Genomic DNA, 14,132 nt, shown 5'->3' with positions numbered 1-14,132 from the left:
ACAGCAGGAGCTCGTGGCTCAGGAACGCGCTGCTGTCGGTGCCGTCGATATTCGTGTCGGTCCCGGCGTTCTGGCTGGGCATCCTGCTCATCCACGCCGCGAGGGTTGGCGGCGACTGGTTGGAGACGGGGGCGCCGGGCACGCCCACCATGGACGCCGGGTAGCCGGCCCACAGGACGAGCGCGGCGGTGGCCGCGACGCCGCCGATCAGCAGCGTCCACCCGGTCGAAGGGCTGCGCAGGCGGCCACGGCCCCAGGCCGCGCCCAGGCAGTAGGGCACCAGCCAGCCGGTGGCGAGGTTGACCCAGCCGATCCAGGCCGGCCCGCCCATCCCGAACCTGACGAGGTCGGCGACGGCGACCGTGGCGAGCGGCCACACCGGGTGGAGGGTGGCGACCAGCGGGGTCGCCGCCGTCAGCGCCGCGAAGATCAGCAGGAACCAAAGCGGCGACCACACCAGCTTGGCCAGGGCGATCACCGTCTTCAGGTCGGCTCCGAGGGCGAGCATCGCGACCGCCGCCACGGCCCACACCGCCAGCACCGCGCCGACCGGCCGCAGCAGCCGGGCCATGCGGGCGCCGAGCCACCCCGCGTAGGTGAGACCGCGGGCGCGGGCGCGGGTGTGGCTTGTGGCGGCCATCTGCCCACCCACCAGGAAGAAGACCGCCATGGTCTGGAAGATCCACGAGGCGAGGGCGAGGGAGGGCATGTCGCGCAGCGGGCTGGTCACGTACATGGTGCCGCTGTCGGCGACCAGGGCGGTCACCAGCCAGTGGCCGAGCACCACGCCGCCGATGGCCAGGGCGCGCAGCGCGTCGATGCCGCGGTCGCGATCGGAGGGGGTCGCCGTGTCGATGCGCCGGATGAGGTCAGGCAGCACGGCGGGCCTCGAGGGGGTCTTGTCCGGAGATGATCCGGGCGATGTTCTCCAGCGGCAGGGAGCCTGCTTTCAGGTAGTCGCTGTGCCCGCCGTCGCCTGCGGCGAAAAGGCGCGCGCCGAAGCCCGGCGAGACCGGGTCGGCGCCGAAACCGAGGCCGGCGAGCAGGGCGCGTGGCACGCGGGCGACCCAGTCGCCGCTTGCCCGGCCTGCCCAGACGGCCGCTCGTGTGCGCAGGCCGGCGGCGTGCTCGACGGTGAGGCCGGGGCTGCCGGTCAGGATGAGCCGGTCGACGTCCAGTCCGGGCGCGGCCCTGCCGCAGACCACGCTGCCGTAGGAGTGGCACAGCAGGGAGATGCGGACGGCGGGCTTGGCGGCGCCCAGTTCCCGGACGAATGCGCGTAACGCCGGGGCTGCCTCGTCGGCGCGGCCGGGGGTCAGCGCCGACAGGCTCACCAGGGTGGGCGTCCGGTAGCCGAGCCAGGCGACGACCGCGGACCTCTCGCCGAGCACCTGCTGCAGCCTCAGCGCGCCGCCGCGCAGGAGCCCGTACTTGTCGAAGCTGGTGTCGCTGCCGGGGACCAGCACGGCGATCTTCTCCGCCGCCGGCAGGTCACCGAAGACCTCGACGGCGCGGCCGCCGTCGCGGCCGTCGAAGGACAGGAACCGGCGTTCGGGGCCGGCCATGGCGCGCAGCATCGCGGCCCGCCACCGGTCATCGTGGTCCGCGGCCATCCGCTCGGCGGCCCGGATGGCGTCCCGGCTCGCGGCGTACCGTGCGGCCAGGGCCTCGGGGGGTCGCGGCCCGCAACGGTGTGACGGGGGCCGGGGTGGGCGCGGGGACTGCGGCGGGGCGCGTCGCACCCGTCATCGGCGCCGCCACCGAGGCGGAGATGAACGCGGCGAGCAGGGTACGGCGCAGGCGGGGCGCTTTGACGTCGATCACCCGATCGACGGTGCCGCAGGCGGTACCCGCGCCACATCGGACCGCCGTCGGCATTCGCTGGGCTGCCGGGATACCACGGTCGTACGACCGTGGTCCGATGCCAAGGCCCGGGCGACGCCGTTACGATCCTGGGCATGCACGTGACACCGCCATTGCCGCTGCTCAAACGAGTGCCGCCAGGCGCATGGACAGCCCTGGCGTGGTGCGGCGGCCTGGCGTTCACCTTCCTGGTACGGGTCAGGCTCCCGGGAGAGAGCGAGCCCGGCGTGCTGGCCGGGGTCGTCTTCTACCGGTGGGACGGGCTGATGTTAAGGATCCCGACTTCCCCGACCCGGCGGCGGAGGCGCAGACCCAGGCGTCCCTGCTGCGCGGGCAGGCTGTCGTGATCGACGACGCGGGCCACTACCCGATGTCGGAGTTTCCCGAGCGTACGGCCGAGGCTCTGTTGCCTTTTCTGAAGAACATCTTCTGACCGGGGCCGCGCCCGCCCCGAGCACGATCGGTCCCGGTTTGAGGCGGTGTACCGGCGAACTTACGAGCAGGCCCTCAGCCCACCCTCGCGGACTTACCCGGCACACCCGGCTGTGCAGGCCTAAACCGCTACAGGGAGTCTTGCCGGGCCGCGCAGGTTGATCCGGCCGTTCCACTCCACCTCGCCGTCAAGGGCCAGGCCGGGGAAACGGTGCACCAGGCGCTCGATGGCCACTCGTCCCTCCAGCCGGGCCAGCGCCGCGCCGAGACAGTGGTGCGGGCCCGCGCCGAAGGACACGTGGCTGCGGGCGTTCGCGCGGTCCAGCCGGAGCCGGTCGGCGTCCGGGCCCCAGAAGCGTTCGTCGCGGTTGGCCGAGGCCAGGCAGGCGAAGACGAAGGTGCCGGCGGGGATCGTACGGCCGCGCACGGTGTACGGGGTCAGGGTGATCCGCTTGGACTGCTGGACCGGGCTGTCGTAGCGCAGGAACTCCTCCACGGCGTTGGCCGCCAGCTCCGGCCGGGCGCGGAGCAGTGCGAGCTGGTCGGGGTTGCGGAGCAGGGCGACCGTGCCGTTGGAGATGAGGTTCACGGTCGTCTCGTGTCCCGCGATGTAGAGCATGACGACCTGCGCGATCAGTTCGTCGTCACTGAGCTTGTCGCCCTCGTGCTCGGCGGCGATGAGCGCGCTGAACAGATCGTCGGCCGGGTTCGCCCGTTTCCAGGCGATCAGCTCCTTGGTGACCTCTGTCATCTCCCGGCCGGCTTCGGCGATCTTCTTGAGTACCTCCGGATCGGTGACCACTTGCAGGGACAGAGCCAGCACCCCGGTCAGCTCCCGGATGCGGGCGTGGTCGGCCGGCGGCATGCCGAGCATCTTCGAGATCACCGCGAACGGCAGCGGGAACGCCAGCGCCTCGACAAGGTCGGCGTGCCCGGCCACCTCGATCCGGTCGAGCGCGGCGTCGACGAGTCCGGTGATCTCGCCTTCCATGGCCGCGACCGAGCGTGCGGTGAACACCTTGCCGACCAGGGACCGCAGCCGCGTGTGGTCGGGCGGGTCGCGATGGACCATGGACATGTTGAGCACGCCGAGGTCCAGTTGGTCCATCTGCTCGCGGATCTGGCCGCCGGTGACCTCCCGGTCGTCGACCGAGAGCCCGGCTCGCAGCAGCGCCGCGATGTCGTCGTACGCGCTCAGGACCCAGAATCCGAACGGATGCTCGTGCACCGGATCGACCTCGCGCATTCGGCGGTAGGTCGGGTAGGGGTCGTCGGTGAAACTTGGAGCGAACGGATTGAACAGCATTTCTGTGGCGGTCATCAACGGCCTCCGGGGGCGTGGCGACGAGGTCCTTCGGCGATCAGGGTTTCGCTGCGGGAGTACGGTCAGGCGCGGCGTCCCCACATGGTGACCATCGCGATTCCGATGTCACGGGTATCCGGATCAGCGAGGTAGGCCAAGGCGTTGTCGACGGTCTCAGATCCGAGTTCGCGCACCAGCGCGGGGCGGGCCGCGTTCGCCGTACTCACCCAGAACCGGGCCAGCGCCCCGCCTCCCTCGATCACCGGGACATCGACCGCGAAACCGATCTGCGAGAATCCCAGCTCGGCCATGGGCCGCGGATATCGCCGGCCCGCGTTGAAATCGCTGCCGGTCGTCCGCGCGGCCAGTTCACTCGCCATGGCCGCCGTCTCCCGGTACGCCGTACACGGCGAGGTCGGCGCACCCAGCTCCCAGGAGTCGGAGACGACCAGCCAGCCGCCGGGCCGCACCCAGTTCGCCATGCGCCTCAGCACCGCGTCTCGCTCACGCAGGTGCATCAGGACGAAACGTGCGTGCACCAGATCGAACAGGCCCGGATCGAAGGTGAGATCGGTGATGTCGGCCTGGATCTCCCGGAAGCCGCGACCGCCGAGGTTGCGGATATCGGTGTCGACCACGACCGTTTCCGCGCCGGAATTGCTCATCAGCCACTGGGCGACCGTTCCGAGCCCGGCTCCGACGTCACAGCTGCGGAATCCTGGGCGGACGAGAGGCCGCAGCCGCTCGAATGAGTACGGGTCGAAGACCTGCGCCAAGGCCCCGAGACGGTCTGCCTCAGCGGGATCCTGATGCGAGTAGAGCCGGTCTCCATACCGCTCTTCTGCACGGTTCATACAGGGATGGTTCAGCGGTGCCGTGGATTCTCTCTCGACGATCGCTGGACGATCGCTGGAAGTCCGCTCATTCCCCCGCTCTGACCGTCAGCCTGCGGCGGCGGTAACCACGGCCGGCTGAGCATGCCGCCGGACGTCCGGTTGTGCCGCGGCGTGTCATGAAGCGGGTGTGGAATCGCTAATCGGCCAGGCGCTCGATGGCGAAAGCCGCCAGGAACCCGATCGTGGCGATGAGCCCCGTGAGGGTGTGCGCGCGTTCGAAGGCCTCGGGGATCATCGTGTCGGCCACCATGGCGAGGATCGCGCCGGCCGCGACGCCCATGATGACCGAGGTGGCCGCCGGCGAGGCGGACTGCATGGTGAGATCACCGAGCAGGGCCGCCAGGCCGCTGGCCAGCGCGATGCCTCCCCAGATGCCGAACACATAGCGGGCGCTGCGGCCCGCGCGCTTCATCCCGGCGGCGCTGGAGAGCCCTTCGGGGACGTTCGAGATGAACACCGCGGCGACCACGGCGGGCCCGATCTTTCCGCCACCCACGAGAGACAGGCCGAGCACCACGGACTCGGGCACGCCGTCGAGCAGGGCGCCGATGGCGATCGCGGTGCCACTCCCCTGGACGTCGGCCTCGCTCGGTTGCTGATCGCCCGAACGCTTGCGGTGCCGGGCGCCGCGCCGGGCCAGCAGCGCGTTGGCCGCCACGTAGGCGCAGGCGCCGGCGAGGAAGCCGGCGGCGGTCGGTAAGAGCCCGCCGGTGCGCTCAGCCTCGTCCATCAGCTCGAACGAGAGCGCCGAGATCAGGACACCGGCCCCGAAGGCCATGATCATGGCGATCACCCGCTCCGGAACCCTCTCCCGCCAGGCGACTCCGGCCCCCAGGACCAGCGCCCCGCCGGCCACCAGCCCCCACAGCCCCGCCTGCAGCCATTCAGGCATCACCGCACCTCCACACAGTGGACTGTACGATCTGCGTGCTTCGCCCAGGCATCCGCCTCCCAGGTGCTCCTGCGCCGTCTCGTGGCCCAGGAACCGCTGGCGGTCGCCTGCGCGATCGACGACCTGGTCATCCGGATGCCGGAGCCGATCGGCTGAAACTCCCGGCGATACGCAGGAACCCTCATTAAGTAACGCGGCCTATCCCGTCAACTCGTTGACCTTCCCGGGCGCCTGAGGTAAGTAATGCAGGAAACCTTCATAACAGGGGGTGGCGCCGGCCTCCCCGTCCGGGAGGACAACTTGATCTCGCGATTAGCCGCCCTGGTCCTGCTGCTCGCCTCCTTATTGATCGTCCCCCTGCCCGCCGACGCCGCCACAGGCTACGCGTTGACGGCCTCCCAACTGGCCCAGGTCCGGCCGTTGGCCTTCACCTCGACCATGGCCGAGCGTGACGCGGTCGCCTCCACCCTGCCGGTGACCAAGGTGAGGATGGACACCGTCATCGCCGGCGGCTACTCCACCCGCGCGATCTGCCACCCCACCGACCTCCACCTCTCGGTTCAAGTCAGCGGATTCTGCTGGAACAGCACCGACGACACGACCGCGAACTGGTTCCCGCAAGGCATCACGGGCAGCGGCGACGGCATGAACGGCTCGGTGCTCTACCCGCCCTGCGACGGCTGCGCGGGCCGGAAGATCGTGGCGGTGAGCTGGCGCAGCGGCGCCTCCCACGAATACGGGGCCAATCGCCTGGCCAGGGTCACGTTCGTCGACGTCACCGACGGATTGGCGGGAGCACCCTACCGGCATGTCGTGCTGGTCGAACCCGACGGCACCAGCGAGGGCTTCCACGAGATCGCCACCCACGCCGACGGCATCTCGTGGTACGGCAACAAGCTCTTCCTCGTCACAGGCGGAGACCCGGCCGTGTCCGGCGGCGACCGGCTGGTACGGGTCTTCGACCTCACCCACTTCTGGAAGATGAACTCCACGACGTCAGGGAACGTCGGCTGCGCCGGCGGCGTCTGCTCGGCGGCATACTCGGGCTTCGCCCTGCCGCAGATCGGCTACTACCGGCTCAACTCGCCCGAGGTGTGCGTCAGCCTTGACCTGGCGAGGCCCTGTTTCAACGGCGTCTCCCTCGATCGGAGCGGCGCCGACCACCTCACCACTGTCGAGTACAAGAAGGGCGCCTCTGGCGGGAAGATCCTCCGCTGGCCCCTGGACGCGTCCACCGCCCTGCTCAAGACCGGCTCCGACGGGCTCGTTCACCCCACCGAGGGATGGACCAGCCCGGTCTGGGAACTTCAAGGCGGCGTGTTCACCGGCGGCAACGGCATCCTGGCCGGTTTGTGCCCCGATGGCGCGCCTCCCGTCAGCTACATGCCGGGCGGCACGGCGAGCATTTCCGGCGATTACCGGAAGTCCTGCCTTCACCGCGTCACGGTTTCCGCCGACCACAGCACACTCGACGTCCACTACATGACGACTGTTCCCGCCAACGCGCAGAACGTCGCGTACTGGCCGGCGAGCGGAGAAGTGTGGCTGGTCAACGAATTCCGTGGAGACTACGCCGGCGTGTACGGGAGCGACCGCCTGGTGCTGGCGTTGAGCTGCCCGAATCTGAGCTGCTGAGGCTGCCGGTCGTCATCGGCAGGCAGATGACGACCGGTGCCTTTACAGAACCCGTGTTCCATTTGTTACCCAAGTGCGATCTGAAGCGTTTGTGGCGGGTTCACTCTTTGATCAGCTCTATCCCACGCAGCAACCCGAGGTGATCCTTGAAGAGGCGTCCGCTTCTCGCAGTGCTCGCGTCCGCGGGAATTGCGATTCCGCTGACCATGATGCCGTTAACCGCGAACGCAGAACCCGCCCGTCCAGATCGCTTCCAGCATCTGGACGACGCGTTCGGCTACGCCGGTTTCAAACCAGCCGCGCTCGATCCCACCCGGCAGCTCAAGGTCCTCATCCAGGTCGACGGTACGCCGGTCGGCGATGCCGCCGCCGACGCCGCCGAGGCCGGCAAGGCGGTCGACAGGCCGAGCTTACGTGCCGCGCTCCACGACAAGCAGCAGAGCGTCGAGGAGAAGGTGAAGGCGGAGGGTGGAAAGGTCCTCACCACCTATACCGACACCTTCAACGGAATCGCCGCCTCGATTCCACAGCGCAGCCTGCCGGCGATCCAGCAGACCCCCGGAGTGCTCTCCGTGCACCCGGTACGCACGTTCAGAGCGGACAACACCGCCGCCATCCCTTATATCGGGGCCCCGCAGACGTGGCAGGACCTCCACAAGACCGGCACAGGCGTCAAGGTCGCGATCATCGACACCGGGATCGACTACACGCACGCCAACTTCGGCGGCTCGGGCAATCCGGCCGACTTCGAGGGCAACAACGGCGCCGTGATCGAGCCGGGCACCTTCCCGACCGCCAAGGTGATCGGCGGTTACGACTTCGTGGGCGACGACTACGACGCCAACGACGCCGCCTCGACGCCCAAGCCCGACCCCGACCCGCTCGACTGCAACGGCCACGGCTCCCACGTGGCAGGCAGCACGGCCGGCTTCGGCGTGACCGCTGACGGCAAGACCTACACCGGCCCGTACGACTCCACCACGCACACCAAGACCTTCAAGGTCGGACCGGGTGTGGCGCCGGCTGCCTCGCTGATGGCCTACCGCGTCTTCGGCTGTGAGGGTTCAGCCAGCGAGGACGTCATCGTCTCGGCCATGGAGCGGGCTCTGAAGGACGGTGCCGACGTCGTCAACATGTCGCTCGGCTCACCCTTCGGCCGCATCGACGAGCCGTCGGCGCAGGCCGTTCGAACGCTGACCCGCGCGGGCGTGACGGTGGTCGCCTCCGCCGGCAACTCGGGACAGAACGCCTACCTGGTCGGGGCACCCGCCATCGCCCCGACGGCCATCTCGGTCGCCGCCATTGACGCGGCACGTGCTCAGCTGCCCGCGGCGAAGATCTCAGCGAACGGCACCGAGATCATCGCGCAGAACTCCAACGAGGCGGCCCTGCCCTCGGGAACCCTGCCCATCGCGGTGCTCCGCACGAGTTATCCGTCCGGCCCGCTCTCGCTGGGCTGCGATCCCGCCGACTACTCCGCCTACCCAGGCGGAGTGACCGGCAAGCTCGTGATCACCCTGCGCGGCTCCTGCGCCCGGGTCAAGCGGGCCATCCTCGGCCAGAAGGCCGGCGCCGCCGCGGTTGCGATGATCAACACCGACAGCGCGTACCCGCCCCTGGAAGGACAGATCACCTCCGACCCGGACACCGGCGAGTCCTATACGGTCACCATTCCGTTCCTCGGCATCAAGAGCACCGACGGCACCGCGGCCGCGTCGCTGGACGGAAAGAGCACCACGCTGGCGGCGCTGGCCGTGCCCAATCCCAGCTACGCCCAGCTCGCCTCCTTCTCCTCCGGCGGCCCGGCCAACGTCAGCAGCTTCCTGAAGCCGGACGTGACCGCGCCCGGCGTCGCTGTCGTCTCGACCGGGGTGGGCACCGGCTCCGGCGCCGCGACGATCTCGGGCACCTCGATGGCCTCACCGATGGTCGCAGGCGTGGCCGCGCTCGTGAAGCAGGCTCATCCGCGCTGGCGTCCCGGCCAGATCAAGGCCGCGATCGTCAGCACCGCCGACGCCACGTCCAAGATCACGGGCTACACCGCCAGGGTCGCCGGCTCCGGTGTCGTGGCCACGCGGCAGGCGGTCGGCGCCTCGGTGATCGGTGAGGCGAAGGACGGCTCGGCCAACCTGTCGTTCGGCCTGAAGTCGCTGAACGGCGCCTACAGTCAGAGCGAGAGCTTCACCATCCGCAACACGGGCAAGACCCCGGTCACCTATGACCTGGCCGCCGCCTTCACCGGCCAGTCCTACGGCGCGAAGGTCTCGGTATCTCCCGCGACCGTGACCGTGGGCCGGGAGAGCAGCCGCACCGTCCAGGTCACGCTGTCGCTCAGCGCTCAGGCCGTGGCCGCCCTTCCCGCCGCCGAGACCTCCAACTTCGGTACGGTCGTCCATATCCACGGTGCGGTCACCGCCACGCCGCGCACGGCCGCCGAGGGCGTCTACCCGCTGCGGGGCGCGTTCCTGCTCGTCCCTGACGCCGCGTCCCAGGTGCGCTCGTCCAAGCCGGGCAAGTACACGGCCGGTGACGGCGGGCTCGTGACGTCTGTCGATGTTCGCAACGACGGTGCGCACCCCGGCTCGGCGGACGTCTACGCCTGGGGCATCAGCGACGCCGACGACGTCAAGGGCGCCGAGGACTCGATGGACATCCGCGCGGTCGGCGTGCAGACACTCCCCGGCTCGGCACTCGGCGGCGCCGACACCGACCGGGCGCTGGTCTTCGCGGTCAACACCTCCGGCCGCTGGTCCAACGCCTCGGCCAACGAGTTCGACGTCTCGATCGACGTCAACAATGACGGAGCACTCGACTACTACCTGGTCGGCGCGGACTACGGGCTGGTCACCACGGGCGATTTCGACGGGCGATTCGCCACGTTCGTCTTCAAGGCCGGCGGTTCCCTGCTGGACGCGTGGGTGGCCACGGCTCCCATGAACGGCGGCACACTGTTGATGCCGGTGCTCGCCTCCGAGGTGGGCCTGACCGAGGGCGCCTCACGCTTCACGTACTCGGCGACCGGTTTCTCGCTGGTTCCCGACGGGCTCGTCGACGAGACCGAGTCTGCGGCGTTCGACGCCTTCGCTCCGGCGATCTCCACGGGGGCGTACGTGCCGCTCGCGCCGGGCGCCTCCTCCAGCGTCCAGCTGACCGTGGACCAGTCGAAACTCGCCGCCACGCCGGCGAAGGGCTGGCTCGTGGTCACCCTGGACGACCGCAGCGGCGATCAAGAGGCCGACCAGGTCGGCTTCGGGAAGCTACCCGCCACCCAGCCGTAACCCGGCATGGGCGCCCGGCCCTGGGCTGGATCATTCAGGGCCGGGCGGCCATCCCGCCGCTGTGACAGCTGCTCGCCGGACCGATCTCACGCGGCGGGCGGCTGCGCCGGGGCGGCCTTGGCCAGCGCGGCCTCGTTGTAGTCGGCGAGCAGGACCGCCTTCCCGCCCGGCGCGCCGACGGCTCCTCGAGATCCTCACCGTGGGCCTGGCGAACCCCCTACGGCAGCGATGAGCCCTGCACGGCCTGGATGTCCAGCTCCACCTTCAGCGTCGCGCCGATCAGGTTGACCCCGGCCCGCACTACCTGGTTGTAGGTCATCGCGAAGTCCTCGCGGCGCAGCTCGGTCTCGGCCCGGAACGCCGCCCGCAGGCCGCCCCACGGGTCCGGGCCGGTTCCCAGGTACGCCAGGTCGAGATCGACGGGCCGCGCCACCCCGGCGAGCGTCAGCGTTCCGTGCACGATCCACCGGTCGGGGCCGGCGGGGGTGAGCCCGGTGCTGCGGTAGGAGATCATCCGGTACGAGGCGGCGTTCAGGAAGTCGGCCGAGCGGAGATGGTCGTCCCGCATGGTGTTCCCCGTGTCGATCGACGCGGCAACGATGTCGGCGGCCACCGCGGAGGTCTCCGGGGTCGGGCCGATCTCGATCCGCCCACCGAACTCGGTGAACCGCCCCCGGACGGTGCTGAGCCCCAGATGCTGGGCCGTCGCCGCGATTGTGCAGTGGGCGGGGTCGAGCGTCCAGATCCCGGGCGGGGGAAGGTCGGCGCCGCCCTGCCGGGCCAGCACCACCGTGCCCAGCTCGGCGGTGCCGGATCCGGTGGCGATCGCCGTCATGGCGGCAGGGGCGTACCCGACCGCGGTCGCGACGACCGTGTACACGCCGGACGCCAGGGGGCCGCTCGACACGACGCCGTCGGCGTCGGCCTCGGCCCGCACGACCTGCTGCCCGGTCATGTCGGTCACCGTGACGATCGCCTGCTGCACGGGCCACCCGTCCTTCGTACGGATCAGAGCGTGCAGGCCCCGGCGGCCGGTCGGGCCGCGCTGCTCGGCCTGCCGGCTGGTGTGAGCGGCCTCTTGGCTGGTGTACATGGTGCTCCTGCTCTCCCTGCTCGTTCCTTCGGAGCAGTCCTTACGATCTCCCCGGAACGACTGCTCCGGGCGTTGGGCGCTACTCGGCGTGGGCCAGCCACAGGTCGCGGTCGTCGTCGTCCCGGCCATTGATGGTCACGGTGTCGGCCACGGGCGGGTATCCGGTGGCGATGAGGGTGTACTGGCCACCGGTCAGGTCGGCGAAGGCGTACGCGCCGTCCTCGCCGGTGGTCGTGGTGCCGACCACGTTCCCGGCCGCGTCCAGCAGCGTGACCCGCGCGTCGTTCAGCGGGCCGCGGTCGCGCACCCGTACGGTGCCCCGGATCAGGGCGCCGGGCCGCAGTTCGACGTCCTGCCTCGTCTGGCCGGTGCCGATGACCTCGACAGGAACGGCGGCCGGGCGGAAGGAGTCCGCGCTGACCGCGAGCGTGTAGCCGCCGGAGCTCACCCCGGAGAAGCCGTAGGAGCCCTCCGCGTCGGTCGCGCCCGTGGTGACGACCTCGCCGCGGACGTCGGTCAGCACGACCACCGCCCCGGGCACCGGCTTGCCATCCAGATCGCGTACGACACCGGTCAGCTTGCTGGAGCCGGCGAGGATCAGGTTGAAGTCGACCGGCTGGTCCCCCACGACGAGGGTGGCCACCTGCGGATCGCGGTCGGCGGCCGACGCGATCAGGACATAGGTGCCCATGCCGGGCGTCCAGATGCTGTAGCTGCCGTCGGCCAGGGGCAGGGCCCGGCCGAGCTGGTGGCCTCGCACGTCGACCAGCGTCAGCGTGGCGTGGCCGAGCGCGCGGCCGTCATCGCTTCTGACGAAGCCGCGGATCTCGACGCCGCCGTCCGGCCTGTTCGCCCAAGGGTCGCCGGCCGACGCGTACGCGAACTCACCCTCGGGACGTGCCGGGGCGGCGGCGGGGGCAGTCGCCGTGGCGGGGGCCGCGTGCGGAGTCGCCGCGGCGGCGGCCGCGTTTCGGCGCGGGAGGAAGAAGGCGAGCACGAAGGCGAGGAGCGCCGCGCCGGCGCCGACGGCCATGACGACGCGGAAGCCGTCTTGGGAGGGAAGCGTGACGGGACCGAGCTTCATGGTCATCTGGGCCAGGACGACACCCGCCACGGCGCTGGAGACGGAGGTGCCGACGGCGCGCATGAGGGTGTTGAGGCTGTTGGCGGCGGCCGTCTCGGTCACCGGCACGGCCCCCATGACGAGGGCGGGCATGGAGGCGTACGCGAATCCGATACCGGCTCCGATGACGCAGGAGACCAGGACGAGATGCCAGATCTCGGACATCAGAACGATGTTGAGACCGTAGCCGGCGGCGACGATGACGGCGCCGATCATCAAGGTCACCTTGGGCCCCATGGCCGCGGACACACGTGCCGACAGGGGCGCCATGACCATCATCACCAGGCCGGACGGCGCCATCACCAGGCCCGCGGCCAGCATCGACTGCCCCAGTCCGTAGCCGGTGGCCTCGGGCAGCTGCAGCACCTGCGGCAGCACCAGGGACATCGCGAACATCGAGAAGCCCATCATGGTGGAGGCGAGGTTGGTGAACAGCACCTGACGCCGCGCGGTGGTGCGCAGGTCCACCATCGGCTCCCGGATGCTCAGCTCCCACCATCCCCACAGCAGCAGCACCACGACCGCCGCTACGAACAGGCTGATGGTGAGGGCGTCGTCCCAGCCCCAGTCGGCGCCCTTGGAGATCGCCAAGAGCAGGCACACCAGTGCGGCCGACAGCCCGGCGGCGCCGACCACGTCGAACCGGCCGCCGCTGCGCACCGCCGATTCGGGCACGAGCGCCAGCACCACGACGAGGGCCACGGCGCCGAGACCCGCCGCGGTCCAGAACAGCGCGTGCCAGTCGGCGTTCTCGGCGATGAGGGCGGCGGCCGGCAGGCCCAGGGCGCCGCCCACGCCGAGCGAGGCGCTCATGAGGGCGGTCGCGGAGCCGAGCCGCTCAGTGGGCAGTTCGTCGCGCATGATGCTGATGCCGAGCGGGATGACGCCGGAGGCCAGGCCTTGCAGGCCCCGCCCGATGATCATGGGCGTCAAGGTGTCGCTGAAGGCGCACAGGACTGATCCGGCGACCAGCAGGACCAGGTTGACCAGGAGCATGCGCCGCTTGCCGTACATGTCCCCAGCCGTCCCCACACCGGCGTGGCGACCGCGCTCGCGAGCAGCGTGGCGGTGACCGCCCAGGTGGTGTCGGACGCCGAGGCTCCCAACAGCTTGGGAAGTTCGGGAATCAGCGGGATGACCAGAGTCTGCATCAACGACACGACGATCCCGGCGAAGGCGAGCACCACTACGAAGGTGCTCGACCGCGGCGGCCCGGCCGCGTGAGAAGGGTGGGCGGAGATTGTGGCCATGCGAAGACTCCGTTACGGGGGTTGGGGAGGAGAGCAATGAGGTATACGGTAAATCAGTCGCTTGACTTAAGACTAACAGCATCGATTTGCCAGTCAGATCGAAGGAGGGTTCCTCGTGAGCCAAGGTGAGCAGATGTTGAGCTATCCGATTCCGAGCGAGGCGCCCCTGGAGCCGCCCGCGGAGTGGGCGGAGCTGCGCCGGCAGTGCCCGGTCGCGCGGATCAAGCTGCCCAGCGGCGACGAGGCGAAGCTGGTGACCCGCTACGAGGACGTCAAGCAGGTGCTGTCCGACCCGCGCTTCACCCGGCAACTGAACGCCGACGACGCCGCCCGGATCTCCGCCAACCAGTCGGGCGGCGTGTTCAAC

General features: G+C 70.2%; 11 protein-coding genes and 2 pseudogenes. 4 read left to right on the top strand and 9 right to left on the bottom strand.

From position 1 onward, the window contains the following. From AB0J09_RS36745 to AB0J09_RS36735, 3 genes are all read right to left on the bottom strand, one after another. Positions 1 to 880, bottom strand: an 880-nt coding sequence (locus AB0J09_RS36745) for an acyltransferase (RefSeq protein ID WP_360701283.1), incomplete at its 3' end; no start/stop codon positions are given. Continuing rightward, positions 870 to 1,613: an alpha/beta hydrolase gene (locus AB0J09_RS36740; RefSeq protein ID WP_360701280.1), complete on the bottom strand. Its 744-nt coding sequence runs from the start codon at positions 1,611 to 1,613 to the stop codon at positions 870 to 872. The genes AB0J09_RS36740 and AB0J09_RS36745, both read right to left, overlap by 11 nt. After that, complete coding sequence (locus AB0J09_RS36735; protein WP_360701277.1) at positions 1,594 to 1,824, bottom strand: hypothetical protein; 231 nt, start codon at positions 1,822 to 1,824, stop codon at positions 1,594 to 1,596. The genes AB0J09_RS36740 and AB0J09_RS36735 overlap by 20 nt, the downstream gene beginning before the upstream one ends. Before the next feature lie 292 nt (positions 1,825 to 2,116). Between AB0J09_RS36735 and AB0J09_RS36730 the strand changes: the two genes are divergently transcribed. Continuing rightward, positions 2,117 to 2,296, top strand: a complete 180-nt coding sequence (locus tag AB0J09_RS36730; protein WP_360701274.1) for an alpha/beta hydrolase — start codon at positions 2,117 to 2,119, stop codon at positions 2,294 to 2,296. A gap of 120 nt (positions 2,297 to 2,416) precedes the next feature. Here AB0J09_RS36730 and AB0J09_RS36725 read toward each other — a convergent pair whose 3' ends face one another. The 3 genes from AB0J09_RS36725 to AB0J09_RS36715 all read right to left on the bottom strand — a co-directional run bounded on the left by AB0J09_RS36725 (position 2,417) and on the right by AB0J09_RS36715 (position 5,386). Then, complete coding sequence (locus AB0J09_RS36725; RefSeq protein ID WP_360701272.1) at positions 2,417 to 3,616, bottom strand: cytochrome P450; 1,200 nt, start codon at positions 3,614 to 3,616, stop codon at positions 2,417 to 2,419. Between the two features lie 65 nt (positions 3,617 to 3,681). Further along, positions 3,682 to 4,452: a class I SAM-dependent methyltransferase gene (locus AB0J09_RS36720; RefSeq protein ID WP_360701269.1), complete on the bottom strand. Its 771-nt coding sequence runs from the start codon at positions 4,450 to 4,452 to the stop codon at positions 3,682 to 3,684. A gap of 178 nt (positions 4,453 to 4,630) precedes the next feature. Beyond that, positions 4,631 to 5,386, bottom strand: coding sequence for a ZIP family zinc transporter (locus AB0J09_RS36715; RefSeq protein ID WP_360701267.1), 756 nt, complete (start codon positions 5,384 to 5,386; stop codon positions 4,631 to 4,633). 300 nt (positions 5,387 to 5,686) lie between these two features. Between AB0J09_RS36715 and AB0J09_RS36710 the strand changes: the two genes are divergently transcribed. Next, entirely contained in the window at positions 5,687 to 7,021 is a 1,335-nt protein-coding gene (locus AB0J09_RS36710; protein ID WP_360701264.1) for a hypothetical protein, read from the top strand. A 206-nt stretch (positions 7,022 to 7,227) separates the two neighbouring features. Next, positions 7,228 to 10,299: a S8 family serine peptidase gene (locus AB0J09_RS36705; RefSeq protein WP_360701261.1), complete on the top strand. Its 3,072-nt coding sequence runs from the start codon at positions 7,228 to 7,230 to the stop codon at positions 10,297 to 10,299. 217 nt (positions 10,300 to 10,516) lie between these two features. Here the strand turns inward: AB0J09_RS36705 and AB0J09_RS36700 are convergent, their stop codons facing one another. The 3 genes and pseudogenes from AB0J09_RS36700 to AB0J09_RS36690 all read right to left on the bottom strand — a co-directional run. Next, positions 10,517 to 11,392, bottom strand: coding sequence for a YceI family protein (locus AB0J09_RS36700; RefSeq protein ID WP_360701258.1), 876 nt, complete (start codon positions 11,390 to 11,392; stop codon positions 10,517 to 10,519). Positions 11,393 to 11,471: 79 nt separating this feature from the next. Beyond that, positions 11,472 to 12,083 (bottom strand): carboxypeptidase-like regulatory domain-containing protein, encoded by a 612-nt coding sequence (locus tag AB0J09_RS36695; protein WP_360701286.1) that lies wholly within the window; start codon positions 12,081 to 12,083, stop codon positions 11,472 to 11,474. Between the two features lie 279 nt (positions 12,084 to 12,362). Next, a pseudogene (locus tag AB0J09_RS36690) lies at positions 12,363 to 13,765 on the bottom strand (MFS transporter); the annotation flags it as partial. Positions 13,766 to 13,898: 133 nt separating this feature from the next. On the opposite strand from AB0J09_RS36690, the pseudogene AB0J09_RS36685 reads away from it, so the two are divergent. After that, a pseudogene (locus tag AB0J09_RS36685) lies at positions 13,899 to 14,132 on the top strand (cytochrome P450); the annotation flags it as partial.

Origin of the sequence: Nonomuraea sp. NPDC049784 (genome assembly GCF_040659615.1) — a bacterium.
Lineage (GTDB): Bacteria > Actinomycetota > Actinomycetes > Streptosporangiales > Streptosporangiaceae > Nonomuraea.
Note: the sequence above shows the minus strand (reverse complement) of the source record. Positions and strands in the feature narration are given on the sequence as shown.